This is a genomic window from Sphingomonas sorbitolis (assembly GCF_036663875.1).
Classification (GTDB): Bacteria; Pseudomonadota; Alphaproteobacteria; order Sphingomonadales; family Sphingomonadaceae; genus Sphingomonas.
The window spans coordinates 133415-157618 of record NZ_JAXOJS010000002.1 but is presented as its reverse complement, the minus strand read 5'-3'; the positions used below and the strand labels follow the sequence as shown (position 1 = coordinate 157618).

Annotated in this window: 22 protein-coding genes and 1 tRNA gene; 13 read left to right on the top strand and 10 right to left on the bottom strand. The window is 64.6% G+C overall.

From position 1 onward, the window contains the following. Positions 1-269: 269 nt before the first annotated feature. From U1763_RS05985 to U1763_RS05975, 3 genes are read right to left on the bottom strand one after another with little or no spacing between them, the layout of a single operon-like run. Positions 270-1439, bottom strand: coding sequence for an HlyD family secretion protein (locus U1763_RS05985; protein WP_332754513.1), 1170 nt, complete (start codon positions 1437-1439; stop codon positions 270-272). Next, positions 1436-2869: an efflux transporter outer membrane subunit gene (locus tag U1763_RS05980; protein WP_332754512.1), complete on the bottom strand. Its 1434-nt coding sequence runs from the start codon at positions 2867-2869 to the stop codon at positions 1436-1438. Before U1763_RS05980 ends, U1763_RS05985 begins: the two co-directional genes overlap by 4 nt. Then, positions 2866-3336, bottom strand: coding sequence for a MarR family winged helix-turn-helix transcriptional regulator (locus tag U1763_RS05975; protein WP_332754511.1), 471 nt, complete (start codon positions 3334-3336; stop codon positions 2866-2868). The genes U1763_RS05980 and U1763_RS05975 overlap by 4 nt, the downstream gene beginning before the upstream one ends. A 270-nt stretch (positions 3337-3606) precedes the next feature. On the opposite strand from U1763_RS05975, the gene U1763_RS05970 reads away from it, so the two are divergent. Continuing rightward, positions 3607-5331, top strand: coding sequence for a glycosyltransferase (locus tag U1763_RS05970; protein ID WP_332754510.1), 1725 nt, complete (start codon positions 3607-3609; stop codon positions 5329-5331). A gap of 2 nt (positions 5332-5333) precedes the next feature. Continuing rightward, the gene (locus U1763_RS05965; protein WP_332754961.1) at positions 5334-6593 is read left to right on the top strand and encodes a glycosyltransferase family 4 protein; all 1260 of its coding nucleotides are present in this window, start codon (positions 5334-5336) and stop codon (positions 6591-6593) included. 334 nt (positions 6594-6927) lie between these two features. Here U1763_RS05965 and rplA read toward each other — a convergent pair whose 3' ends face one another. Together rplA and rplK are read right to left on the bottom strand one after the other, a co-directional pair. After that, positions 6928-7620: a 50S ribosomal protein L1 gene (rplA, locus tag U1763_RS05960; protein ID WP_056047582.1), complete on the bottom strand. Its 693-nt coding sequence runs from the start codon at positions 7618-7620 to the stop codon at positions 6928-6930. Positions 7621-7624: 4 nt separating this feature from the next. Continuing rightward, entirely contained in the window at positions 7625-8056 is a 432-nt protein-coding gene (gene rplK, locus U1763_RS05955; protein ID WP_056047586.1) for a 50S ribosomal protein L11, read from the bottom strand. A gap of 375 nt (positions 8057-8431) precedes the next feature. Between rplK and U1763_RS05950 the strand changes: the two genes are divergently transcribed. The 6 genes from U1763_RS05950 to arsH all read left to right on the top strand — a co-directional run bounded on the left by U1763_RS05950 (position 8432) and on the right by arsH (position 15207). Continuing rightward, the gene (locus U1763_RS05950; RefSeq protein ID WP_332754509.1) at positions 8432-10846 is read left to right on the top strand and encodes a TonB-dependent receptor; all 2415 of its coding nucleotides are present in this window, start codon (positions 8432-8434) and stop codon (positions 10844-10846) included. A gap of 465 nt (positions 10847-11311) precedes the next feature. Then, a complete protein-coding gene (locus tag U1763_RS05945; protein ID WP_332754508.1) occupies positions 11312-12274 on the top strand; it encodes a hypothetical protein in 963 nt (320 codons plus the stop codon). A gap of 115 nt (positions 12275-12389) precedes the next feature. Continuing rightward, a complete protein-coding gene (locus U1763_RS05940; protein ID WP_132898069.1) occupies positions 12390-12722 on the top strand; it encodes an ArsR/SmtB family transcription factor in 333 nt (110 codons plus the stop codon). Positions 12723-12734: 12 nt separating this feature from the next. Beyond that, positions 12735-13178: an arsenate reductase (glutaredoxin) gene (gene arsC / locus U1763_RS05935; RefSeq protein ID WP_132898068.1), complete on the top strand. Its 444-nt coding sequence runs from the start codon at positions 12735-12737 to the stop codon at positions 13176-13178. Beyond that, entirely contained in the window at positions 13178-14461 is a 1284-nt protein-coding gene (locus tag U1763_RS05930) for an arsenic transporter (RefSeq protein ID WP_332754507.1), read from the top strand. Before arsC ends, U1763_RS05930 begins: the two co-directional genes overlap by 1 nt. After that, positions 14461-15207, top strand: a complete 747-nt coding sequence (gene arsH, locus U1763_RS05925) for an arsenical resistance protein ArsH (protein WP_132898066.1) — start codon at positions 14461-14463, stop codon at positions 15205-15207. The genes U1763_RS05930 and arsH overlap by 1 nt, the downstream gene beginning before the upstream one ends. 145 nt (positions 15208-15352) lie before the next feature. On the opposite strand, the gene nusG is transcribed toward arsH, so the two are convergent. From nusG to U1763_RS05905, 4 genes are all read right to left on the bottom strand, one after another. Continuing rightward, positions 15353-15889: a transcription termination/antitermination protein NusG gene (gene nusG, locus U1763_RS05920; protein WP_055872668.1), complete on the bottom strand. Its 537-nt coding sequence runs from the start codon at positions 15887-15889 to the stop codon at positions 15353-15355. Positions 15890-15902: 13 nt separating this feature from the next. Continuing rightward, positions 15903-16100, bottom strand: a complete 198-nt coding sequence (secE, locus tag U1763_RS05915) for a preprotein translocase subunit SecE (RefSeq protein ID WP_056047594.1) — start codon at positions 16098-16100, stop codon at positions 15903-15905. Between the two features lie 277 nt (positions 16101-16377). Next, a complete protein-coding gene (locus tag U1763_RS05910; protein ID WP_332754506.1) occupies positions 16378-16527 on the bottom strand; it encodes a hypothetical protein in 150 nt (49 codons plus the stop codon). Between the two features lie 166 nt (positions 16528-16693). Beyond that, a tRNA-Trp gene (locus U1763_RS05905) sits at positions 16694-16770 on the bottom strand. A 146-nt stretch (positions 16771-16916) separates the two neighbouring features. On the opposite strand from U1763_RS05905, the gene U1763_RS05900 reads away from it, so the two are divergent. Then, positions 16917-17936, top strand: coding sequence for an alpha/beta fold hydrolase (locus tag U1763_RS05900; RefSeq protein WP_332754505.1), 1020 nt, complete (start codon positions 16917-16919; stop codon positions 17934-17936). Positions 17937-17949: 13 nt separating this feature from the next. On the opposite strand, the gene U1763_RS05895 is transcribed toward U1763_RS05900, so the two are convergent. Then, entirely contained in the window at positions 17950-19164 is a 1215-nt protein-coding gene (locus U1763_RS05895; RefSeq protein WP_332754504.1) for a putative hexosyltransferase, read from the bottom strand. Positions 19165-19468: 304 nt separating this feature from the next. Between U1763_RS05895 and rpsL the strand changes: the two genes are divergently transcribed. The 4 genes from rpsL (at position 19469) to tuf (ending at position 24011) form a co-directional block, all read left to right on the top strand. Then, positions 19469-19840: a 30S ribosomal protein S12 gene (rpsL, locus tag U1763_RS05890; RefSeq protein WP_010164594.1), complete on the top strand. Its 372-nt coding sequence runs from the start codon at positions 19469-19471 to the stop codon at positions 19838-19840. Positions 19841-19889: 49 nt separating this feature from the next. Continuing rightward, positions 19890-20360 carry a 30S ribosomal protein S7 gene (gene rpsG / locus U1763_RS05885; RefSeq protein ID WP_055872660.1) on the top strand — a complete coding sequence of 157 codons (471 nt, stop codon included), beginning with the start codon at positions 19890-19892 and terminating at the stop codon, positions 20358-20360. A gap of 147 nt (positions 20361-20507) precedes the next feature. Continuing rightward, positions 20508-22604, top strand: coding sequence for an elongation factor G (gene fusA, locus U1763_RS05880; RefSeq protein WP_093396859.1), 2097 nt, complete (start codon positions 20508-20510; stop codon positions 22602-22604). A gap of 213 nt (positions 22605-22817) precedes the next feature. Then, positions 22818-24011, top strand: coding sequence for an elongation factor Tu (gene tuf / locus U1763_RS05875; protein ID WP_132741515.1), 1194 nt, complete (start codon positions 22818-22820; stop codon positions 24009-24011). Positions 24012-24204 lie beyond the last annotated feature (193 nt).

The following is a 24204-nucleotide window of genomic DNA, read 5'->3' as shown; positions in this document are numbered from 1 at the left end:
ACGGGCACCACCCCGGCGAAGGCCGGGGCCCAATTGGGGAACGCTGCTGATGAAGGACGGTTCTCCGTTACGACCACCTTGCCAATTGGGCCCCGGCCTCCGCCGGGGTGGTTTGCAACGCCGGGGTAGGGCCCCCAACACAGCGAACCGCCCGCTTCTTGTTCTCCCGCGAAGGCGGGAGCCCAGTCTGGGCTCCCGCCTTCGCGGGAGAACAAGGAAGGGCAGACCGAGTTCAGTCCGGCACCCCACACCCTGATCACGCCCGATCATCACCGGTTCGCCGCAATGATCTGCCGGATCTTCGCCTCGACCGCAGCATCGCCCGCGCCCGTCGCCAGCCCCTTATACGCCGCCACGGCAGGCCGCCCGACCATCGTCCCCGACTTGTCCGCCGTCGCGACGATCGCGTTCACCGACAGCCCCACGCGCAACGGGTTGCGCCGCAGCTCGCCCTTGTCGAGCGCGATCCGCACCGGCACGCGCTGGGTGATCTTGATCCAGTTGCCGCTGGCATTCTGCGGGGGGAGCAGCGCGAATGCGTTGCCGCTGCCCGCGCCCAGCCCGACGACGTGGCCATGATAGACCAGATCGTCGCCATACATATCCGCGGTCACCGTCGCCGGCTGGCCGATGCGCAAGTCGCGCAACTGCGTCTCGCGGAAGTTCGCATCGACCCACACCCGGTCGAGCGGCACCACCGCCATCAACGGCATCCCCGCCGACACCTGCTGCCCGAGCTGCACGGTCCGCTGCGCCACTACCCCGTCGATCGGCGCGACCACGTGCATGTGGCTCCGCGTGATCGCCGCGCGGCGATAGGCCGCGATCGCCGCCATCACCGCCGGGTTGTTCGACACGGTGGTGCCGGCAACGCCGCTACGCGACTGCGCCTGCTGGCTACGCGCGAGTTGCAGCGTCGCGCTCGCCACCTTCACCTGATCCGCCGCATGGCTCAGTTCCTCACCCGAGATCGCGCCCTCGGCCGCCGCGCCACGCCGCCGCGCGAGGTCGTTTCGCGCCCGCGCCAGCTCGGCTTCCGCCTGCACGACCGCGGCTCCGGTCTCGTTCACCTTCGAAAAATCCGACCGGGTCGACCGCACCGCCCGCGCCAATTCCGCCTCGGCCGAGGCGACACCGACATCCGCGGTCGCCGCATCAAGATCGATCAGCGGCTGGCCCGCCTTAACCACCTGCGTATTGTCGGCATGGATCGCGGTCACCTGTCCCGGATCGCGCGCGGTGATCGAGACGACGTCGCCCGCGACATACGCGTCGTCGGTCTCCTGCTCGGGCGCGGCGAGCAGGAAATGGAACACCGCCCACACGATCGCGCCGATCAGCACGACCACGCCGAGGATCGTCAGCGCACGCTTGCGACGCTGCGGATTGCCCGCAGGCGCAACAGGCTCGGCAGCGGGGGAAGTCTGCGTATCGGTCATCGTGTCACACCCTGAAAATCGAAACCACCACCCAGCGCCAGCACCAGCTGGACGCGGTGTTGCGCAGAATTGGCGGCAAGATCGGCATCGGCCTGTTCGGCGGCGAGCAACCGCACGTCGTTGTCGACCAGATCGAGCCGGCTATCGAGTCCGCTCGACACGCGGATCGCGTTCAGCCGCCCGGTCTCGGCATAGCCGCGCACCACCTCGCGTTGTCGCTGTCGGTCGGCATCCAGTGCCCCGATCCGCGCGACCGCATCCGCCGCCTCGCGCACCGCACCGATCACGCGGTCGTTATAGTCCGCCGTCGCCAGATCGAGCGCCGCGGTCGCTCCCGCCAGATCCGCCTTCAACCGGCCGCTATCGAAGATCGGCAGGTGGATCGCCGGCCCGACGCCGACCGTCCCGGCATCGAGCGACACCAGATTGCCAAGCCCGATCGCCTGGAACCCTGCCATCGCCGCCAGATTCACGTTCGGATAAAAGGCGCGCCGTGCCACCTGACGTCCCGCCGCCGCCGCCTCGATCCGCGCCTGCGCCGCCGCGATATCGGCCCGCCGTACGAGCAGATCGGCGGGTACCGACGCCGGCAACGGCAATACCGCATCGAGCTTCAACGCGGTCGCACCGATCGTCGCCGGATAGTCCACCCCGCGTCCCGCCAGCGCCGCCAGAGCGTTCTTCGCGAGCACCTGCGCCGCCTGCGCGCGCACCAAAGCCTGTCGCGCCTGCGCCAGCAACGTCGTCGCCGCCTGCGCATCCAGCTTGCTGCCGAGCTTGTTGCGGATCCGCACGTTGACCAGCCGCAGCGTGTTCTCGCGCGTCGCGATCGTCCGCGTCGCGATCCCCGCCTGCGCCTCGGCGCGTTCGAGGTCGATATAGGCCTGCACCACCGCCCCCGACAGCGCCAGCCGCGCCGCCGCGACGTCAAGCGCCGCCGCTCTTACCGACGCACGTGCACCAACGATCGCAGCCTTCTGCCGCCCGAACAGATCGAGGTTCCACGACAGGTTCGCCGCGACGGTCCCGACGAACCGCGTCGACCCCGCATAGGGCGGCGGGATCGTGTAGCGCCCACTCAGCCGCGCATATTGTTCCTGCGCATCGAGCGTCACGTTCGGGCCGTTCTCCGCGCGGTTGGTCGACAACACCGCCTGCGCCTGCGCGACTCGTGCGAGAGCGGCATCGAGCGACGGATTGCCCGCCACCGCATCGGTCACCAGCCGGTCGAGTTGGCGGTCGCCGAACCCGCGCCACCAATCGGCGGCGATGACCGGTGCAGCGGTGTTCGCGGCCGCGTCCGACAGCCCAAGCGACGGCCCGGCAAGCGGCGCCACCGCGGTTTGCGACTCCGGGATCGCACATCCCGCCAGTGATGCCGCCAGCGATCCTGCCAGCGTGGTGGCCAGCAACAGCCTCGTTCGGGTCATGCTTCTCGGTCCTCGATCGCCGCGGACTCGAGCGTGCCGCGCAGTTTCTGCATCAGTCCAATCATCGTTTCGACCTCGCTGCGATCCCAGTCCACCAACACGCGGTTCCAATAGGCTACCGCCCGATCGCGACAGTCCAGCGTCACGGCCGTCCCTTCCGGGGTGAGCATCAAATTCACGACGCGACGATCGTCGGTCGCTCGTGTGCGGGTGACCCAACCCTGCTGCTCCAGCGTATCGACCAGCCGGGTTGTCGCACCCCGATCGTGGGCCAGATCGCGCGCCAGATCCGCGCAAGTGTTCGCGCGGCCGAACCAGATCGAGACCATTGCCGACCATTGCGTCACGCTTGGTCCCGCAACGGCGAACAGCGGCTCGAGCGCACCCTGCACTCCTTGATTGATACGCCGCGCGAGGAAGCCCAGCGAGCAATCCGGACCGAACGCCTCTGTCGTATAAAAATCCATGTAGTTGCCTTGGCAACCATTGCCGATGCAGTCAATCCACGTTGCCCAATACGGTAAGGATCACACCCTTGCACGTCCTTCCGCCCCGGCTATGGTACGGCAACGTTGCTGCCCGTTCCGGCAACCGTCTCACCGGCCTGATCGGGCACGCGGGGAGAGTAAGGCCTCGGTATCGGTGGGCGCCGCAGGGTGACCAGCCGTCGATCGCGAGCCCGACCCGCTCATCACCCGCACCACGAAGAGGCAATCCGTCCTATGACCGTGGAGAGTATGTTCATCGATTCCGGCGTCGTGGTCGCCGGAAAACTCGTTCTTGCCGGATGGACGGTGGCGGATGGCGATCCGGTCGCGATCCGCCTGGAGACGGCGGACGGTCGCGTCGGCGAGGCGGCGGTCGAATGCTGCGTAAGGTTCGACCGCGCCGACGTCGCCGCGATGTATGGCCGTCAATCGATCGACGTCGGCTATGTGATCGGCGTCGCGATCGAGCTGTTTGCCGGGCTGGACCTGTTCGAGTCGCGCCTCACGCTGACGGTGCTCGGCGCTGCCGGCAATACGGTCCATAGCCAGCCGTTCGCCGTGGCGAAGCTGGTGGTGGGGCCGGACGGTGTGGCGGCCGACCAGCGCTGGCCGATCGAGCTGATCGTCGACCACGGGCTGTTTGCGCCGGAGATCGCGCGCGCGGTGCGATGGGGGGTGAATGGCGGTACCGCGGTCGAAACCGCGCACGTCTTCCTGGATAGCTGGGCACCGGTCGGCAACGGACTGATCCTCAGCGGCTGGATCGAGAATGCGGGAGCCCGACAGGTCGTGATCCTGACCGACACGCTTGATGCCGTGCGGGTCTCGGCCGACCTGGCAATTTTCGACAGGCCCGATGTCGCCGAGGCGATGCAACGCCGCGGGAGCGTGGTCGAGACGACACACCACGGGTTCCTGACGACGATGCCCTTGGTCGATCGTGCGACGCGACGGCTGTTCGTGCTGGCCGATCGCGGCGGCACGGCGACGCCGCTCGGTGCGCTCGCGCTGCGCGACGATCGGGTGGACAGCGTGGAGAACGCGCTGCACAATTTTGCGACCTATTTCGGGGGCACCGCGCTGCCCGCACCGGCGACGATGTTGCGCCATGCCGGACCGTTGCTGACCGCGCGGTCTGCCCATGCCGTCACGCACGAGGTGATACGGCTGTACGAAGTGTCGGAGCCGCCACGGCTGTCGGTCATCATCCCGCTATACGCTCGGCCGTTCCTGCTGCGCGCGATCCTCGCCAACCAGTCCGCGTATCCCGCAGGCACCGAGTTCATCTACGTCAGCGACGATCCGCGCCAGCACCTGTTCGTCCGCAACTATTTGCAGGATCGACGCAGCCTGATCGACCGGCCCACGACCCTGGTGATCAACGGCGGCAATTACGGATTTTCGGTCGCGAACGCGATCGGGGTTGGCGTTTCACGCGCGCCGCTACTGCTGTTCCAGAACTCCGATGTGTGGATCGAGGACGGGCAAGCGCTGACGGTGGCGGCCGCCGATCTGGATCAGGGTCGGTTCGGGATCGTCGGATTTCGGCTGCTGTACGAGGACGATACGCTGCAACATGACGGTATGGTCCTGCGCAGGGGCCGCCATGTCCACGACCTGTTCGCCGCTGAGCATCCGGGCAAGGGACTGCCTCCCGTGCCCGTCGATCCGGGTAAGCCCGTGACGATCGCGGTGCCAGCGGTCACCGGGGCGATGATGATGATCGCACGCGACTGGTACGAGACGCTGGGCGGGTTCGATCCGGGCTATGTCCGCGGCGATTTCGAGGATGCCGATCTGTGCATGCGCTCGGTCGCAGGCGGTCGCCCGATCGGTCTGGTCCGGAGCGGCGGGATGCGGCATCTCGAACGTCAATCGCTCGTCCTCAGCGGCGGCGAGGCATTGCGCAGCGCGATCACCTATCTCAACTGCATCCGCTTCAACACGCGCTGGCAGCAGGAACTGGCGGCGTGACTATGCGGGTCCTGATCCTAGCGCATGGCCATCCGGCCTTCTCGACCGGCGGCGGTGAGCAGGCGGCGCATGCCCTCTATGCGCGGCTGCTCGGTCGCGACGACATTGCCCCGGTACTGGTCGCACGCGCGCCGCGAAGCGCGATCGGTCACGATGCGTCGTTCGGCGCATTCGGCGCGAGCCCGACCGAGATTCTCGCGGATCCGCCGGGCCAGGAGCATTTCTCGCTCGAGAGCACGCATTTCACCGTGCTGGAGGCGATGGTCGGACAACTGCTCGAGCGGTTCCAACCCGACATCGTCCATATCGAGCACCTCGCTTACTGGAGCCTCGACGTCGTCGAACTGCTCGCCCGCGCGCGCGTCCCGGTCGTGCTGACGCTGCACGAGTTCCTGCTGATCTGTCACAATGACGGGCAGATGATCAAGACCGACGGCCGGCTCTGTCGCGACGAATCCCCCGTCGCGTGCTCGGCCTGCTTCCCGCATCACAGCGCCGGCGAATTCTATCTCCGCAAGGCGATGATCCTCCAGCGGCTCGCGCCCGTCGCGCGGTTCGTCTCGCCCAGTGCGTTTCTCGCCGACCGCTTCGTCGACTGGGGCCTCGATCGCGCGCGCATCACGGTGATCGACAACCCGCTGTCACCCGATCTGATCGCGCAAGGGGCAGCGGCCGATCCTGGACGATCGAACGATGGTGTGACGCGGATCGGCTTCTTCGGGCAGATCAATCCCTACAAGGGCCTCGACGTGCTGCTCGAGGCGGTGTCGCAGATTCCGAAGCCGCTCCGCCCGTCGCTGTCGGTCGGCATCCATGGCGCCAATCTCGATATCCAGGGCGGCGATTTCCGGACCAAGATCGACGCGTTGCTCGACGCGAACGCCGATGTGGTCGCGAACAAGGGTCGCTACGCCAACACCGACGTCGTCGCGTTGATGCGCCAGTATGACTGGATCGTCGTGCCCTCGATCTGGTGGGAGAATTCCCCCGTCGTGATCCAGGAGGCGCTGGTCGCGGGCCGCCCGATCCTGTGCAGTGCGATCGGCGGCATGGCGGAGAAGGTCGCGGGCGAGGTAGGCATCACCTTCCAGCCCGGCAGCGCGTTCGATCTCGCACGCATGCTCGTCAACATCGTCGAAGGCCGCATCGTCGCGCCCGACATGGTGGCGGCATTTGCGGTCGATGCGGAAGAGGCGCGGGTGACCCAGTATGTCTCGGTGTTCGCAACCACGCTCGACGCCAGGCGCGCGCTGGCCGAGTAAGGGTAGGGGGCGTTCGCTCCAACCCCGACCGTCACGCCACCTCACGATCCTCCCCCGCCAGGGGGAGGTGGCTGGCGCTTGCCAGACGGAGGGGGCGGAAGGCGACATCCGCTGTTGCGTGTCCTCCCCCTCCGTCACCTTCGGTGCCACCTCCCCTGGCGGGGGAGGATTGAATTCCGCTCGACCGGACACGCAAAAAGGGCCGGGATCGCTCCCGGCCCTTCTCAACTCTCAGCGGCAGGACGGGAGTAAATCCCGTCCCCGTCGGTCGCGGTTACCCGCGCCGGCCGCGCTTTCGCCGTCTCGTGGCTAGCTTGCGCTAGCCACGTGCGGCTCAGGCGCCAGCAACCTCGGTCGTATCGACCTTGATGCCTGCACCCATGGTCGACGAGATCGCGACCTTCTGGACGTACTTGCCCTTGGCGCCAGTCGGCTTGGCCTTGACCACCGCGTCGACCAGTGCGTCGAAGTTCGCGCGCAGGTCTTCCGCCGGGAACGACGCCTTGCCGATGCCCGAGTGGATGATGCCGGCCTTCTCGACGCGGTATTCGATCTGGCCGCCCTTGGCTGCCTGAACCGCGGCGGCGACGTTCATCGTCACCGTGCCGAGCTTCGGGTTCGGCATCAGGCCCTTCGGACCCAGCACCTTACCGAGGCGACCGACGATGCCCATCATGTCCGGGGTCGCGATGCAGCGATCGAAATCGATCGTGCCACCCTGGATGATTTCCATCAGATCTTCGGCGCCGACGACGTCTGCGCCTGCTGCGAGGGCTTCTTCAGCCTTCGCGCCGCGGGCGAACACGCCGACGCGGACGGTCTTGCCGGTGCCCTTGGGCAGCGTCACCACGCCGCGGACCATCTGGTCTGCGTGACGCGGATCGACGCCCAGGTTCAGCGCGACTTCGATCGTCTCGTCGAACTTCGACGTGGCGCCCGACCGTGCGAGACCGATGGCCTCGTCGATGCCGTGCAGCTTGACGAGGTCGACCGTGACGGCCTTCTGCTTCTTGCTCAGCTTAGCCATGATCTCAGCCCTCCACCACTTCGAGGCCCATTGCGCGGGCGCTGCCTTCGATGATCTTCGTCGCAGCGTCGATATCGTTGGCGTTGAGGTCCTTCATCTTCGTCGTGGCGATCTCGCTCAGCTGCGAGCGCTTGATCGTGCCGGCGACGACCTTGCCCGGCTCCTTCGAACCCGACTTGAGACCAGCGGCCTCCTTGATCAGGTACGATGCTGGCGGGGTCTTGGTCTCGAACGAGAACGAGCGATCCGCATAGACCGTGATGACGGTCGGGATCGGCATGCCCTTCTTCAGTTCGCTCGTGCCGGCGTTGAACGCCTTGCAGAACTCCATGATGTTCACGCCGCGCTGACCCAGCGCAGGCCCGATCGGCGGCGCGGGCTTTGCCTCGCCTGCAGGGACCTGCAGCTTGATGTATCCGGTAATCTTTTTAGCCATGTCACTCTCTTATATTGGGCTTTGAGCGCAACAGCGCCTCGCCCGGTGAGTCTAGCGGTGATGGCGGCTACCTTGTCGGCAACCTCCCGCAATTCCAACAGTGAAGGTGGAAGCCGGCGCGCATACCCCAAAACCCGCAAAGCGGCAACACCTGCCCTACCTTACTTCTCCTCCGCGTCTCCGCGCCTCCGCGCGAACCCCGAATCTTCTGCTCTTCGGGCCTTTGCGTGAACAGATCCGGCAGAGTGACACCCGATCCCCACACCCGTCTCCCAAATTAAATCTGTAGCGAAACCGTCACCTGACTGTCGCGACGCGGCCATAGGTGGCGCCTCGGGAGTGACGATCGATCGATCTCGCTAGGGGTTTTCAAGAATGACGATGTTTTCTCGTACCGCCGCACGGCTGTTGTGCGGCGCTGTCGGTGTTGCCGTATTCGGCGTGTCGCCCGCCTATGCGCAGTCATTGGTCGCCAAGGATGCCGAGCCGGGCTCGAGCGTTCCAACACCGGCGCCGGAACCCGAGCAGGCGACCACGCCCGCGGGCCAGGACGACACCATCGTCGTCACCGGCACCGCCACCCGCTCGGTCGCACAGATCAGCGGTGTCGACATGCAGAAGATCCTTCCCGGCGTCAGCCCGCTGAAGGCGCTCCAGACACTGCCCGGCGTCACCTTCCTGACCGCCGATCCATGGGGCAACAACGAGCAGAACATCTCGCTGTTCGTCCACGGCTTCAACGCGCAACAGCTCGGCTACACGCTCGACGGCCTGCCGCTCGGCGACCAGAATTACGGCAATTACAACGGCCTGTCGCCGCAGCGTGCGATCATCTCGGAGAACGTCTCGCGCGTCACGCTGGCCAGCGGCGCGGGCGATCTCGGCACCGCGTCGACCAGCAACCTCGGCGGGACGATCGACACCTTCTCGAGCGACCCGCGCAAGGACATGGGCGTCCAGGTCGACCAGACGCTCGGCAGCCACTCGACCTCGCGGCTGTTCGCGCGCGTCGACAGCGGGACCTTCGGCAACGGCAACAGCTTCTACATCTCGGGCTCGCGCCAGAAGGCGAAGGCGTGGGACTTCGACGGTATCCAGGGCGGCTATCAGGCCAACGCGAAGTTCGTCCATGACGATTCGAACGGCAAGCTGACGGTCTACGCGGCCTATTCGGACAAGACCGAGCCGAACGAGGACTCGACCGTCATCACCACCGCGACGCAAGGGACCGCGCCGTACGTCCGCCCGTTCATGTTCCCCAATTTCCAGGGCATGCTCAACTATCTGAACTCGGGCGCGTACAAGGCCGACGGGTCGAACTACCGCAACTATTACGGCGTCGCCGCGCGCACCGATTATCTCGGCTATATCAAATACGACTGGAACGTCAGCGACCGCGTCACCTTCTCGAACCAGGCCTATTATCATCACAATGACGGCGTCGGCATCATCGGCGGCCCGATCGATGTCGCCGGCCTGCCCAAGCTGTTCTCGTTCTACTACCCCGGCCAGAACCTGACGACCGTGTTCGGTGGCTCGGGCCTCGCGACGCGCACCACCGAATACCGCATCGCCCGCGGTGGTCTCGTCTCCACGGTCGGCATCGATCTCGGCGCGCATCACATCGAGTTCGGCGCCTGGTACGAGCATCAAAGCTCGTCCGCCTATCGCCGCTGGTATCCGTTCCCGGTCAACGATCCGACCACGCCCTACCAGCGCCCGCGCGACAATCTGACCCCGCTGATCACGCAATATCACAGCGAAGTCCGCGTCGACGAATATCAGGCGCACATCCAGGACAGCTGGAAGGTGCTGCCAAGCCTGACGATCCAGGGCGGCGTCAAGAGCACGTTCCAGAACGCGTCGCAGACCGTCCCGACGCAGCCGATCCCGGGCTCGTTCACCGGCTCGGTCGCGCTGCCGGTCGGCAAGATCGACACGCACAAATACTTCCTGCCGCAGCTCGGCGCGCTGTGGGATGCCAGCGACAACGAACAGGTGTTCGTCAACGTCCAGAAGAACATCCGCCAGTTCCAGACCAGCGCCGCCGCCGGCCTGTCGCCCTTCGCACTCGGCAGCCAGGCCGCGTTCGACCTGTTCAAGCAGGACGTCGAGCCCGAGACCAGCTGGACCTACGAGGGCGGCATCCGCTCGCATCACGCGCTGAACCTCGGCCCGATCACCGCGTTCGAGGGCCAGGTCAGCGTCTATCACGTCGACTTCAGCAACCGCCTGCTCGGCATCAGCCCGACGCCGGTCGTCACCGCGGTGGTCAGCGGCGCGGCAATCCTGCAGAATGTCGGCGCGGTGAAGACCGACGGCATCGACATCGCCGGCACGCTGCGCTTCGGCCCGCATTTCTCGTTCTACGACGCGCTGTCGTACAACAACTCGCGCTACGAGGCGGACTACATCAGCGGCACGACGACGGTCGCCACCGCGGGCAAGAAGGTGCCGGGCAGCCCCGACTGGCTCAACAAGTTCGTCGCCTCGGCCAATTACGGGATCTTCGACGCGCAGCTGGTCGGCGACTACATCGGCAAGCGGTTCGCGACCTACACCAACGACCTGTCGGTCGCGTCGTACTTCACGCTGTCCGGCCGGATCGCCGCGCGCGTGCCGCTGTCGGAAGGGCAGATCGTCAAGACCGCGACGGTCAGCCTCAACGTAACGAACATCACCAACAAGCGCGCCGCCTCGACGCTCAGCATCGGCGCGGCGAGCGGGACCTTCAACCAGTTCCCGGTCGCCCCCCGCCAGGTGTTCGGCACGATCAGCGTCGGCTTCTAAGCGCAGGCCTTGATCCTCCCCCGCCAGGGGGAGGTGGCACCGAAGGTGACGGAGGGGGAGGGCACGGAACAAAGGTTTCGCCGACCGCCCCCGCCGTCCGGCAAGCGCCAGCCACCTTCCTCAGGCGGGGGAGGATTTGAAAGCGTCACCGCAGCCGCACCGGATCGATCACCGCATGCCGGATGCGCACCCGGCATGCGGTACGTGACATGCACCAGCCAGTCGCGCGTCTGGATCACCGCCTGCTACGCACAACCGTCTGGCATAGGCCCGCTCTCCAGCATCAGCACAGTGCACCACCACACCCCACGACCACCGGCTTCGCCCCGAACCATGGCCACCTCGCCCAATCCTGCGAACGATGGCCTACATCGCCCGCGCCATTCTCCAACCGCTCTCGAGCCACTCGGCGCCCGACGCTCCGACGCGCTTGCAATGTAGGATTTCGAGGCAGACCCCCGTGGGATGCCACGCCCGTCCACCCCCGGCCAGTTCACCCGCCGCCAGGCCGCACAGAACGCCGCGTTCCTCGCCGCGCTCCGCCGCACCGGCAACGCGCGCGAAGCCGCCCGCGCGCTCGGCTACAACCGCTCCACCTTCACCAAGCGCCGCGCCGCCCACCCCGCCTTCGCCGCAAAATGGGACGCCGCCCTAGCGTTCGCCTCCGCCGCCCTAAATCTCCCCTCCCGCCTACGGGAGGGGTCGGGGGAGGGGAGTGCCAAGAACGCCGACCTCCCAACCGGAACCCCCACCACGACAAGAACCGCCAACGGCCGCCTCCAGCTCCGCCGCCCGCCCGCCAACCGCCTCGACCACGCCGCCGAGCAAGCCTTCCTCACAGCGCTCTCCGCCACCGCCAACATCCGCCTCTCGGCCGCCGCCGCCGGCTTCAGCCATTCCGCTTTCTACGCCCGCCGCAAAGCCAGCCCCGCCTTCGCCCGCGAGATGCGCCTCGCGCTGGAGGCCGGCTACGAACAGGTCGAGTCCGCGCTGCTCGCCGGCTCCCTGCCTGGCGCGCATGACCATGATGAGTGGCGCCACAACGATCCCCCGCCGATTCCGCCGATGACCGCGAACCAGGCGCTGCAACTCCTCCATCTCCACGCCAAGATGGTCCACCTCCAGGAGGAGCCGCCCCACATCAAGCGCCGCCGCGGTGAATCGAGCGAAGCGCACAGCTACCGCCTGTCGGCAATGTACGAAGCCCGCCAAGCCCGCGACCGCGAAGCCTTCGACCTCGCCGAAGCCGCCCGCAACGAACGCGGCGAACCGACGCTGACCAACCCGTATCCGATCCCGAATCCGATACGCCTGCCAGCGCTCGATCAGGTCACCGGCTGGAGCAAGGCCGACCCGACGAAGGTGCCGTATGATTCGAGCGTCGCGCTGTTTGGCGGGTGGCGTTTGAAGGATTGGAAGGGGGCATAGCGGTGCCGGTTTGTGTCGTGAAGGGGGTGTCCGCTGCGCTGGACAAGCAACGCCTGAGTGCTGCTCCGAACGCAGTAACTAGCGTCACTATCGAAATATCGTCTATGCTGGATATATGGATAACGAATCAGCTATCATAGCGCTCGGCGCGCTGGCGCAAGGTACCCGGCTAGATGTGTTTCGCCTGTTGGTCCGCCACGAGCCGGACGGAATGGCGGCAGGCGAAATCTCCCGTCAGCTCGACGTGCCACAGAACACCATGTCCGCGCACCTCGGCATCCTCGCACGCGCCGGCATCGTGCGCTCCGAACGGCATAGCCGGTCGATCATCTACCGCGCTGATCTGGACGGGCTGCGCGCGCTGACGCTGTTTCTCGTCAAGGATTGCTGCGTCGGTTCGCCCGAGCTGTGCGCGCCGCTTCTGGCCGAACTCACCCCTTGCTGCTGAAAGGACGCCCAGATGACCTACCAGAGCGTGGCCGTCGATATCGTGATCTATCACAACCCCGAATGCGGCACGTCGCGCAACACGCTGGCGATGATCCGCAATGCCGGCATCGAGCCGCATGTGGTCGAATATCTGAAAACGCCGCCCTCGCGCGCGTTGCTGGTCGAGCTGATCGATCGCGCCGGGATCACGCCCCGCGATCTGCTGCGTGAGAAGGGCACGCCCTATTCGGAGCTAGGCTTGGGCGACACGTCGCTGTCCGACGACGCGCTGGTGGACGCAATGATGGCGCATCCGGTCCTCATCAACCGGCCGCTCGTCGTCTCGCCGCTCGGCGTGAAGCTGTGCCGACCGTCCGAAGCTGTCCTCGATCTGCTGCCCGAGCCGCAACAGGGTGCGTTTGCCAAGGAAGACGGCGAAAAGGTCGTGGACGCCTCGGGTCAGCGCGTCGCCTGATGCTGCTCGCGCTCGCCATCTTCGTCGCCACGATCGCGCTCGTCATCTGGCAGCCCAAGGGCCTCGGCATCGGATGGAGCGCCGTGGGCGGCGCGGCGATCGCGCTGCTCGCCGGGGTCGTCTCGGTCTCCGACGTGCCTGTGGTGTGGGGTATCGTCTGGAACGCGACCGCGACGTTCGTCGCGATCATCATCGTCAGCCTGTTGCTTGATGAAGCCGGGTTCTTCGAATGGGCGGCGCTCCATGTCGCGCGCTGGGGCCGGGGGCATGGTCGCCGGCTGTTCGTGCTGATCGTGCTGCTCGGCGCGGCTGTGTCGGCGCTGTTCGCCAATGACGGCGCAGCGCTGATCCTGACGCCGATCGTCATCGCGATGCTGCGCGCGCTGGGATACAAGGACAAGGCGACGCTGGCGTTCGTCATGGCTGCGGGATTCATTGCCGATACCGCCAGTCTGCCGCTGATCGTCTCCAACCTCGTCAACATCGTGTCGGCCGACTTCTTCCGGATCGGCTTTGCCGATTATGCCTCGGTGATGGTGCCGGTCGATCTGGCGTCGATCGCCGCGACGCTGATCGCGTTGCTGCTATTCTTCCGCCGTGACATACCGGCGAATTACGATGTGGCGCAGCTCCGCACGCCCGGTGATGCGATCCGCGATCATGCCACGTTCAAGGCGGGCTGGGTCGTTCTCGCCCTGCTGCTCGCCGGCTTCTTTCTGCTCGAACCGATCGGCGTGCCGGTCAGCGCCGTGGCCGCTACCGGCGCGGTCCTCCTGCTCATCATCGCCGCGCGCGGACACGTTATCCAGACCCGCAAGGTGCTGGCGGGCGCGCCGTGGCAGGTCGTGATCTTCTCGCTCGGCATGTACCTGGTCGTCTATGGCCTGCGAAATGCCGGCTTGACCGACCACCTTGCCGGCCTGCTCGATCGCACCGCGCAAGGCGGCGTGTGGGGCGCGGCGTTCGGCACCGGGATCATCGCCGCGCTGCTGTCGTCGGTGATGAACAACATGCCGACCGTCTTGGTGGGCGCCCTGTCGATCGACGCGACGCACGCCACGGGCGCGATCAAGGACGCGATGATCTACGCCAACGTGATCGGTTGTGACCTCGGGCCGAAGATCACGCCGATCGGCTCGCTCGCCACGCTGCTGTGGCTGCACGTCCTCGGGCAAAAGGGCATCCGCATCGGCTGGGGCTATTACTTCAAGGTCGGCGCGACGCTGACGATTCCGGTGCTGCTGGTGACCCTCGCCGCCCTCGCCATAAGGCTCAGTCTGTAATGCCGCTTCGCACGCTCTCCGATCCTGACCACCTGCCCGCGCTCGATCGCCGCTATGCGCTCGACCGTCCCGCCCTCGGGTTGGGGGCCGATGATCCTCCCCCGCGCATCCTGCTGCTTTACGGATCACTTCGGGAGCGATCCTTTTCGCGCCTGTGTGTCGAGGAAGCCGCCCGCCTGTTGCAATTCTTCGGCTGCGAGACGCGCATTTTCGATCCCGCCACGCTGCCGCTCCCCGATCAAGTGACTGGGGACGATCACCCGGCTGTCCACGAGCTGCGCGAACTGTCGATGTGGTCTGAGGGGCATGTATGGTGCAGCCCCGAGCGGCACGGCCAGATAACCGGCATCATGAAGCTCCAAGTCGATCACCTGCCCCTGTCGATGGGCGGAATGCGACCGACGCAGGGCCGGACTCTCGCTGTCATGCAGGTATCGGCCGGATCGCAGTCCTTCAACAGCGTCAACACGCTCCGCGTTCTCGGCCGTTGGATGCGGATGGTCACGATCCCGAACCAGTCGTCAGTCGCCAAGGCATTCAACGAGTTTGACGACGCCGGCCGGATGAAACCGTCCAGCTACTACGACCGGATTGTGGATGTGATTGAGGAGCTGGTGCGCTTTACCGTTCTACTGCGGCCTCACACCGCTCAGCTCGTCGACCGGTATTCGGAACGAAAAGACGCGGGCCTGCCGATCGACACGACCACCGACCTGTCCAGCATTGCGACAGCACCGCAGCGCTGATTCTAATCAGGACGACACGCGGGCGCGATATAAATTGTAGAGCTTGGCTTTCGCCGAGGCGCGACGCGGGAGTAAATCCCGCGTCGTCGGCCGGGCTGGGGCCGTCTCGCGATTAGCCCATTGGCTAATCGCGTGTGGCTTGGCCTTACTTGCTGCGCTCGACCTGCTCGAACTCGAGCTCGACCGGGGTCGCACGCCCGAAGATCGACACCGAAACCTTGACGCGGCTGCGGTCGAAGTCGAGTTCTTCCACAAGCCCGTTGAAGGTCGCGAACGGACCGTCGAGGACCTTGACCTGGTCGCCGATCTCGTAGTCGACCTTGACCTTCTGCTTGGGCGCAGCGGCGGCTTCTTCCTTGCTGTTCAGCATCCGCGTGGCTTCCGCCTCGCTGATCGCCTGCGGCTTGCCCATGCTGCCGAGGAAACCGGTGACCTTCGGCGTGTTCTTCACCAGGTGATACACGTCGTCGTTCATGTTCAGCTTGGCGAGCACGTAGCCCGGCATGAACTTGCGCTCGACCGCGATCTTTTTGCCGCGACGGGCCTCGGTGGTGGTTTCGGTCGGGACTTCGATCTGCTCGACGAGCTGTTCGAGACCCATCCGGGTCGCCTCGGCCATGATCGAGTCGCGGACCTTGCCCTCGAAGCCCGAATAGGCGTGAATGATGTACCAGCGCGCCATGACGGAACCTTGCTTACTGAGCGAGTTTGAGGAGGGCGGAGACGATCGCTTGCAGGATCGAGTCGACGCCCAGGAAGAACAGCGCGAGGATCGTCGTCATGATCACCACCATCACGCCGGTCATGACCGTCTCGCGACGCGTCGGCCACGTGACCTTCGCGGTCTCGTTGCGGACCTGCTGGATGAATTCGAGGGGGGACGTCTTCGCCACGATGTTCTTCGAACCCGCTGATTGAGAAACTGAGATGCGAGGCATAGACCCACTAGCCGCTCCCTGTGAAGGGCCGCGGCGGCAGGTCCGTCCTCGCTGTCGGAAGCGCGGCAGATAGCTGCCGTCACAGGTGAAAGCAAGTGCGCGGCAGGAGTGGGGCGGGGCGACGTTCTAGAAGAGCGGTCGCATGACCGGAGGCGTGGCGCGTTGGGTAAGAGGTGGCGCGCGGCGAAGGCGTGGCGCATGGCCAGAGAAGTGGCGGGGGAGAGCGCTTGGGTCACTCGATCCCCCGCACGATCGTCTTGCCGGTGCCGGTTTCACCGGCGGCTCCGCTCCCACGGTTTCTTTTTATCGTTCGGCTTGACGACGGCACGAACGGTGTACGCGCATCGCGGACGAAAAAAAAGGCCGGTACGAGACCGGCCATGAAAGTTTTTAGGAGAGGATGCCTGAAAGGCCTGATCGTTGTGCATCGCAGCACATCATAGAGCAATTGCGAAAATTGCATTATGAAATGCATTTTCTGCAATCGCGATGGACGTGCGAAGGCACCGCGTGAAACGGTGCCGTTCGAAATCGGAATTTAAAGGGGGTGGCAGGAGTGCTCGGATTCGAACCGAGGGCCTTCGGTTTTGGAGACCGACGCTCTAACCAACTGAGCTACACTCCTACACGGACGCGCCCCTTACCCAGCGTTTTCGCGCAGGGCAAGCGCCTCGCGTGCAATTCGTCACCATTAAGGATGATGCGTTGCGCGCGGTCGTGTTTGCCCGTTAACCGTACGCCGTATCGTGGGATGTAGGAAAGCGTAATCTTATGCGGGTAGGTTTGGGGATGCTGGCGCTGCCGGTCGCGGCACTGCTGATGGGGGCGGGGCCGGTGCCGGTGCCGCAGGTGCCCGACCTCGGGCCGCAGCTCGAACGCTTCACCTATCCGTGGCCGGTCCAGACGATGGAAGTCGATATCGTCGGCAGCCCTGCGCAGATGGCGTTCATGGATATCGCGCCGCAGCGCCCGAATGGCCGCACGGTCGTTCTGCTCCACGGCAAGAACTTTTGTGGCGCGACCTGGGGCAGCACCGCGCGGGCGCTGAGCGAGGTCGGCTACCGGGTGATCGTCCCCGATCAGATCGGCTTCTGCAAATCGTCCAAGCCCCGCGCGGCACAATATAGCTTCGAGATGCTGGCGACGTTCACCAAGCGGCTCCTCGAATCGCGCGGCATCACGCGGGCGACGATCGTCGGGCATTCGATGGGCGGTATGCTCGCGATGCGGTACGCGATCCTCTATCCGGCCTCGGTCGAGAAGCTGGTCCTCGTCAATCCGCTCGGCCTGAAGGATCGCGGCGAGGAGGGGGTGCCCTATACCGACGTCGACACGCTCTGGGCGAACGAGAAGAAGTCGAGCTATGCGTCGATCAAGGCGTACCAGCTCGAGAACTATTACCACGGCGTATGGAAGCCGTCTTATGATCGCTGGGTCTGGATGCAGGCGGGCATGTACCAGGGCACAGGGCGCGACACCGTTGCGCTCGCGCAGGCGAAAACCAGCGAGATGATCAAGACGCAACCGGTCGCACACGAACTTTACCGGATCACGCCTCCCACGACGTTGATCGTCGGCACGCTCGACAAGACGGCTTTCGGCCGCGCGCAGGCCCCGACGAACTTGCGCAAGTTTCTTGAACCGATCCCGATGGTGGCGCCACGTGCGGTCAAGCAGATGCCAAATGCGAACCTCGTGATGCTAGAAGGGCTGGGCCACTCGCCACAGGTCGAGGATCCGGCGCGGTTCGAGAAAGCGTTGTTGGCGGCGCTGGAGATGCCGCGCCGCTAGGGTAGGTGAGGCGTTAGGAGGGCCTGTGTCGCGCGTCCATTGATCGAGGCCATGCAATAATGGCGCATGTTGGCGTCGAGTCAGCATCGTCCTTCGCGGATAGGTTGGCGCGCGACGGAAAACCGAGAAGTAGGGCGACTTGGTATGTCGCGATCATCATCGATACCGCGCCCAGAACGGCGAGGGCCTGCGTGTCCAGGATATAGGCGAGGATGGCGAGCGTAGAGCCCGCTTGGACTGCTACGGCGATGAACCATCCGGTCCGGTCTCGTCTTGTCAACGCGACGCTCAGTGCAAGAATGTCGCACAGGAAGAAATAGCGTTCGTGCATGTGGGGCAGCACGCCGACAACCAGTAAGACCGCAAGCAAGGCTGCTGCCGGTATCACTCGAGCGGGCAATCGGTGCGACGCAAGCCAGGCGATATAGCTCGCGCTGGCGCCAGTCGCGATTGCCATCGCCATTGCTTTCAAGGGGAGGTCGCCGATCAAGGGTAGAGTCTGGATAATGATCCAGGCGTTGGGTGCGTTCAACGACAAGACATCGGAATAGGCGGCCTGGCGAAAATAGATCGTCACAAGGTCGCCAAATGGCCAGCCTACCGCCCACGCCGGCACCAGTGTCAATAAGACGACGAGGGGTGCAATCAGCCACAGCCGCGCGGAAACCCGGCGGTTGATCAGCAGGGCGACGACGAAAGGCCCGAGAAACGCTGCCTGCAATTTAATCGCGATCGCCAATCCGAACCAAGCGAGCATGGGCGCGTGGCGACGCTCGATCGCCATCGCTACCGCCATGATGCAAGCTGCTGCCCACACCGCATCGCATTGCGCGAGGAGGGGTGCATTGAGCAGCGTCGATGGCAAAGCGAGGACAAGCGCCGCGCCACGCGCCGGCTGCGCGCAATCGAGTGCCCTGAGGAGTCGCCATACCGCCAGCGCCAGCGCAATGCTGCCCGCGGTCGACAGCAGCTTTATCACCGTGACCAGCGGAAAGATCGCGGCCAATGGCGAGGCAAACGCGAGGAGATATAGATAGGGTGGGGTATAGTTGCTGAACGGCGTCGCGAATGCGTCAATCATGCCAGTATACCGGATATGTTCGAGCCACGGGATCAAATACTCGTCGATGTCATTGGCTCGAAACGGCCACAATGCCGCATGGGCGACCAAGGCGCAGGTCAGCGTCAAGGCGACCGGCGGCAGACGAAGAGTATTGGTAGGCTGCATCCGCGTGGAATACGACGGAGATGGTTTCCGCGCGGTTAAACCGACTGCGACCAAAGCTGCGATCGAACATCCCGCACCTTCGTGCGCCGTGCTGGGCCATTCGCGATTCCGCCCCGTTGACCCGAGCCGCGTCCTCGCATATAGGCGCGGCCTGTTCTTCGGGAGTGTTTCCCGCCGGGCATGCTTGAACATTGCTGGATGCATTCCAGGGCCTGAGGAGCGTTTGCGCTTCAGAGGGTCCTTTTTGTATTCTCAGGCGCCTCATGGCTCCAGCAAAGTAACCACTTGAAAGGTGAAGGCTTCAATGCCGACGATCAACCAGCTGGTCCGCAAGGGCCGCGATCCGCAGAAGGCCAAGTCGAAGGTCCCTGCGATGGAAGCAAATCCGCAGAAGCGTGGCGTTTGCACGCGCGTCTACACGACGACCCCGAAGAAGCCGAACTCGGCTCTGCGCAAGGTGGCCAAGGTTCGCCTGACCAACCAGCGCGAAGTCATCAGCTACATCCCGGGCGAGGGTCACAATCTTCAGGAGCATTCGGTTGTCCTGATCCGTGGCGGTCGTGTCCGCGATCTTCCCGGTGTTCGCTATCACGTCCTGCGCGGCGTGCTCGATACACAGGGTGTGAAGGACCGGCGTCAGTCGCGTTCCAAGTACGGCGCCAAGCGTCCGAAGTAAGCCGGTCAGGTATCTGATCACTAAGGCTGAAGTTTAGAAGGAATACAAAATGGCACGTCGTCGTCGTCCCGAAAAGCGGGTCATCCTGCCTGATCCCAAGTTCGGGGATGAGGTTCTGTCGAAGTTCATGAACAGCGTCATGCTGGACGGCAAGAAGTCCGTCGCAGAGCTGATCGTGTACGGTGCATTCGAAACTGTCGAGCAGCGCGCCAAGCGCGATCCGATCGGCGTTTTCCACGATGCGCTGAACAACGTAAAGCCGGGCATCGAAGTTCGTTCGCGCCGCGTCGGTGGTGCAACGTACCAGGTGCCGGTCGAGGTTCGTCCCGAGCGTGCGCAGGCGCTGGCGATTCGCTGGCTGATCGGTGCGGCGCGTTCGCGCAGCGAGAACACGATGGCTGCACGGCTGTCGGGTGAGCTGATGGATGCCGCCAACAACCGTGGCAACGCGGTCAAGAAGCGTGAAGATACGCACCGGATGGCGGAAGCCAACCGTGCATTCTCGCACTACCGCTGGTAACAGCGGGCTTCCTGCCGCTGGTAACAGCGGGCTTTGAAGCCTAGCATTGCTATCCGTGTGACGGGCGGTCTTTCGCCTGTCACGCAAACACCTATATATTGGGGAGCCGGCACGTTCGGCTCCCCATATCCTTAAGGAAGCACGATCATGGCCCGCAGCCATCCGCTCGACCGTTACCGCAACATCGGCATCATGGCGCACATCGACGCCGGTAAGACGACGACGACCGAGCGCATCCTCTATTACACCGGCAAGTCCTACAAGATCGGCGAAGTGCATGAAGGCACCGCGACGATGGATTGGATGGAGCAGGAGCAGGAGCGCGGGATCACGATCACGTCGGCTGCGACCACCTGCAAGTGGCGCGCCGAAGAAGGTAAGGGCGAAGAGCACCTTATCAACATCATCGACACGCCCGGCCACGTCGACTTCACGATCGAAGTCGAGCGTTCGCTCCGCGTGCTCGATGGCGCGGTTGCCTGCTTCGACGGCGTTGCCGGCGTCGAGCCGCAGTCTGAGACCGTGTGGCGTCAGGCCGACAAGTACGGCGTGCCGCGCATGTGCTTCATCAACAAGCTCGACCGCACCGGCGCCGATTTCTACTTCTGCGTGAACTCGATCATCGAGCGTCTCGGCGCCCGTCCGGCCGTGCTGTATCTCCCGATCGGCATGGAAGGCGGATTCAAGGGCCTCGTCGATCTCGTCGAGAACCGCGCGATCATCTGGCTCGAAGAGAGCCTTGGCGCGAAGTTCGAATATGCCGAGATCCCCGCGGATCTGGTCGAGAAGGCCGCGAAGTATCGCAGCGAACTGATCGAGATGGCCGTCGAGCAGGACGATGCCCTCATGGAGGCATATCTCGAAGGCAACGAGCCGAGCGTCGCCGACCTCAAGGCGCTGATCCGCAAGGGTACGCTGAGCATGGCGTTCGTGCCGGTGGTTTGCGGTTCGGCGTTCAAGAACAAGGGCGTTCAGCCGTTGCTCGACGCCGTGGTCGACTATCTGCCTTCGCCGCTCGACGTTCCCGCGATCCAGGGTCTGAAGCTCGACGGCGTGACGCCGGACGAGCGTCCTTCGTCGGACGACGTTCCGTTCTCGGCACTGGCGTTCAAGATCATGAACGATCCGTTCGTCGGTACGCTGACCTTCGCCCGTATCTATTCGGGCAAGCTGGAGACCGCATCGCAGGTCACCAACTCGGTCAAGGACAAGAAGGAAAAGGTCGGCCGCATGCTGCTTATGCATGCGAACAGCCGTGAGGACATCCAGGAGGCTTTCGCTGGCGACATCGTCGCTCTCGCGGGTCTCAAGGATACGACGACCGGTGACACGCTCTGCGCGATGAACGCACCGATCATCCTCGAGCGGATGGAATTCCCCGAGCCCGTGATCGAGCTTTCGGTGGAGCCGAAGACCAAGGCCGACCAGGAGAAGATGGGCGTCGCGCTCAATCGTCTCGCCCGCGAGGATCCGTCGTTCCGCGTGTCGTCGGACCCCGAGTCGGGTCAGACCATCATCAAGGGCATGGGCGAGCTCCATCTCGAGATCCTGGTCGATCGCATGAAGCGTGAGTTCAAGGTCGAGGCGAACGTCGGCGCTCCTCAGGTCGCATACCGCGAGTATCTGAAGAAGCCGGTCGACGTCGACTACACGCACAAGAAGCAGTCGGGTGGTACCGGCCAGTTCGGTCGCGTGAAGGTCAAGGTCACGCCGGGCGAGCGCGGTTCGGGCATCACGTTCAAGGATGAGATCAAGGGCGGCAACATTCCGAAGGAATATCTGCCTGCGATCGAGAAGGGCTTCCGCGAAACCGCTGCTTCGGGTTCGCTGGTCGGCTTCCCGATCATCGATTTCGAGATCGTGCTGTATGACGGCGCGTATCACGACGTCGACTCGTCGGCACTGGCGTTCGAAATCTGTGCACGTGGCGCGATGCGCGAAGTCGCACAGAAGTCGGGAATCACGTTGCTCGAGCCGGTCATGAAGGTCGAGGTCGTCACCCCGGAGGATTATCTGGGCGACGTCATCGGCGACATGAACAGCCGTCGTGGCCAGATCCAGGGCACCGACAGCCGCGGCAACGCGCAGACGGTCGAGGCAATGGTGCCACTGGCCAACATGTTCGGCTACGTGAACTCGCTCCGCTCGTTCACGCAGGGTCGCGCAAACTACTCGATGCAGTTCTCGCACTATGACGAAGTGCCGCAGAACGTCGCGGATGAGGTGAAGGCGAAACTGGCCTAAGCCAGGGGCGCACGGAGCCAGGGCAACCTGGCTCCGAGATGCCGAACGGCCGGCCGACTTCGGTCAGCGACCGACGTCCGACGACGCGGAATTTACTTCCGCGTCGGCCTCCCCCTAAGCAGGGGCTGGCGCAACGCTTTAACAGCCGCTATTGGGCCGCGTTCGCGCGGTTCCCGGGGTGGCACCGGAATACGAATCAGAAGGTAGGAAACAATGGCCAAGGCAAAATTTGAGCGGAACAAGCCGCATCTCAACATCGGCACCATCGGTCACGTCGATCATGGCAAGACGTCGCTCACCGCTGCGATCACGAAGGTTTTGGCAGAGACGACCGGCGGTACCGCCGTCGACTTCGCCAACATCGACAAGGCTCCCGAGGAGCGCGAGCGCGGCATCACGATCTCGACCGCACACGTCGAGTACGAGACGGCCAACCGTCACTACGCGCACGTCGATTGCCCGGGCCACGCCGATTATGTGAAGAACATGATCACCGGCGCAGCCCAGATGGACGGCGCGATCCTCGTCGTTTCTGCGACCGATGGCCCGATGCCACAGACCCGTGAGCACATCCTGCTCGCACGCCAGGTCGGCGTGCCCGCAATGGTCGTGTTCATGAACAAGGTCGATCTGGTCGACGACGAGGAAATCCTCGAGCTGGTCGAGATGGAAATCCGCGAGCTGCTCAGCTCGTACGACTTCCCGGGCGACGACATCCCCGTCATCAAGGGTTCGGCTACCTGCGCACTGTCGGGTTCGAACCAGAAGCTCGGCGCCGACGCCGTCACCGAGCTGATGCAGGCCGTCGACGAGTACATTCCGCAGCCAGAGCGTCCGCTCGACAAGCCGTTCATGATGCCGATCGAGGACGTGTTCTCGATCTCGGGTCGTGGTACGGTCGTCACCGGCCGCGTCGAGACCGGCATCGTCAAGGTTGGCGAGGAAGTCGAGATCGTCGGCATCCACCCGACCGTCCGCAAGACCACGGTCACGGGCGTCGAGATGTTCCGCAAGCTGCTCGACCAGGGCCAGGCTGGCGATAACGTCGGCGCACTGATCCGTGGCGTTGCCCGCGACGAAGTCGAGCGTGGCCAGGTGCTCTGCAAGCCAGGCACGATCAAGCCGCACACCGACTTCAACTCGGAAGTGTACGTGCTGTCGAAGGAAGAGGGTGGCCGTCACACGCCGTTCTTCGCCAACTACCGCCCGCAGTTCTACTTCCGTACGACGGACGTGACCGGCACCGTCGAGCTGCCTGAGGGCACCGAGATGGTCATGCCAGGCGACAACGTGTCGCTCGGCATCAAGCTGATCGCACCGATCGCCATGGACGTGGGCCAGCGCTTCACGATCCGCGAAGGCGGCCGTACCGTCGGTGCAGGCGTCGTCAGCCAGATCGACAAGTAAGCATCTTCTCCTTCGGGAGGTGATCGAAAAGAGCTCGGCTTCTCGCGAGAGAGGCCGGGCTTTTTCGTGTTTGGGTGTGCTGGGTGTGACCGAGTGGATTGGGCAGTTTAAGCCGTGGGCAATCCAAGGCGCGCACACCGATACAGCCACAACGTCACTTAAGCGTGTCGTTGTTGCGATTGGGTAGCGCGAA

Excerpts from the sequence above, each read along its gene's own strand:
- rplK (WP_056047586.1), bottom strand. The coding sequence starts at position 8,056 with ATGGCTAAAAAGATTACCGGATACATCAAGCTGCAGGTCCCTGCAGGC.
- U1763_RS05900 (WP_332754505.1), top strand. The coding sequence starts at position 16,917 with ATGCGGGTAGGTTTGGGGATGCTGGCGCTGCCGGTCGCGGCACTGCTG.
- U1763_RS05930 (WP_332754507.1), top strand. The coding sequence starts at position 13,178 with ATGCTGCTCGCGCTCGCCATCTTCGTCGCCACGATCGCGCTCGTCATC.
- nusG (WP_055872668.1), bottom strand. The coding sequence starts at position 15,889 with ATGGCGCGCTGGTACATCATTCACGCCTATTCGGGCTTCGAGGGCAAG.
- U1763_RS05980 (WP_332754512.1), bottom strand. The coding sequence starts at position 2,869 with ATGACCCGAACGAGGCTGTTGCTGGCCACCACGCTGGCAGGATCGCTG.
- U1763_RS05985 (WP_332754513.1), bottom strand. The coding sequence starts at position 1,439 with ATGACCGATACGCAGACTTCCCCCGCTGCCGAGCCTGTTGCGCCTGCG.
- U1763_RS05945 (WP_332754508.1), top strand. The coding sequence starts at position 11,312 with ATGCCACGCCCGTCCACCCCCGGCCAGTTCACCCGCCGCCAGGCCGCA.
- U1763_RS05950 (WP_332754509.1), top strand. The coding sequence starts at position 8,432 with ATGACGATGTTTTCTCGTACCGCCGCACGGCTGTTGTGCGGCGCTGTC.
- U1763_RS05910 (WP_332754506.1), bottom strand. The coding sequence starts at position 16,527 with ATGGCCGGTCTCGTACCGGCCTTTTTTTTCGTCCGCGATGCGCGTACA.
- U1763_RS05940 (WP_132898069.1), top strand. The coding sequence starts at position 12,390 with ATGGATAACGAATCAGCTATCATAGCGCTCGGCGCGCTGGCGCAAGGT.
- arsH (WP_132898066.1), top strand. The coding sequence starts at position 14,461 with ATGCCGCTTCGCACGCTCTCCGATCCTGACCACCTGCCCGCGCTCGAT.
- rpsL (WP_010164594.1), top strand. The coding sequence starts at position 19,469 with ATGCCGACGATCAACCAGCTGGTCCGCAAGGGCCGCGATCCGCAGAAG.
- U1763_RS05895 (WP_332754504.1), bottom strand. The coding sequence starts at position 19,164 with ATGCAGCCTACCAATACTCTTCGTCTGCCGCCGGTCGCCTTGACGCTG.
- fusA (WP_093396859.1), top strand. The coding sequence starts at position 20,508 with ATGGCCCGCAGCCATCCGCTCGACCGTTACCGCAACATCGGCATCATG.
- rplA (WP_056047582.1), bottom strand. The coding sequence starts at position 7,620 with ATGGCTAAGCTGAGCAAGAAGCAGAAGGCCGTCACGGTCGACCTCGTC.
- tuf (WP_132741515.1), top strand. The coding sequence starts at position 22,818 with ATGGCCAAGGCAAAATTTGAGCGGAACAAGCCGCATCTCAACATCGGC.
- U1763_RS05965 (WP_332754961.1), top strand. The coding sequence starts at position 5,334 with ATGCGGGTCCTGATCCTAGCGCATGGCCATCCGGCCTTCTCGACCGGC.
- arsC (WP_132898068.1), top strand. The coding sequence starts at position 12,735 with ATGACCTACCAGAGCGTGGCCGTCGATATCGTGATCTATCACAACCCC.
- rpsG (WP_055872660.1), top strand. The coding sequence starts at position 19,890 with ATGGCACGTCGTCGTCGTCCCGAAAAGCGGGTCATCCTGCCTGATCCC.
- U1763_RS05970 (WP_332754510.1), top strand. The coding sequence starts at position 3,607 with ATGTTCATCGATTCCGGCGTCGTGGTCGCCGGAAAACTCGTTCTTGCC.
- U1763_RS05975 (WP_332754511.1), bottom strand. The coding sequence starts at position 3,336 with ATGGATTTTTATACGACAGAGGCGTTCGGTCCGGATTGCTCGCTGGGC.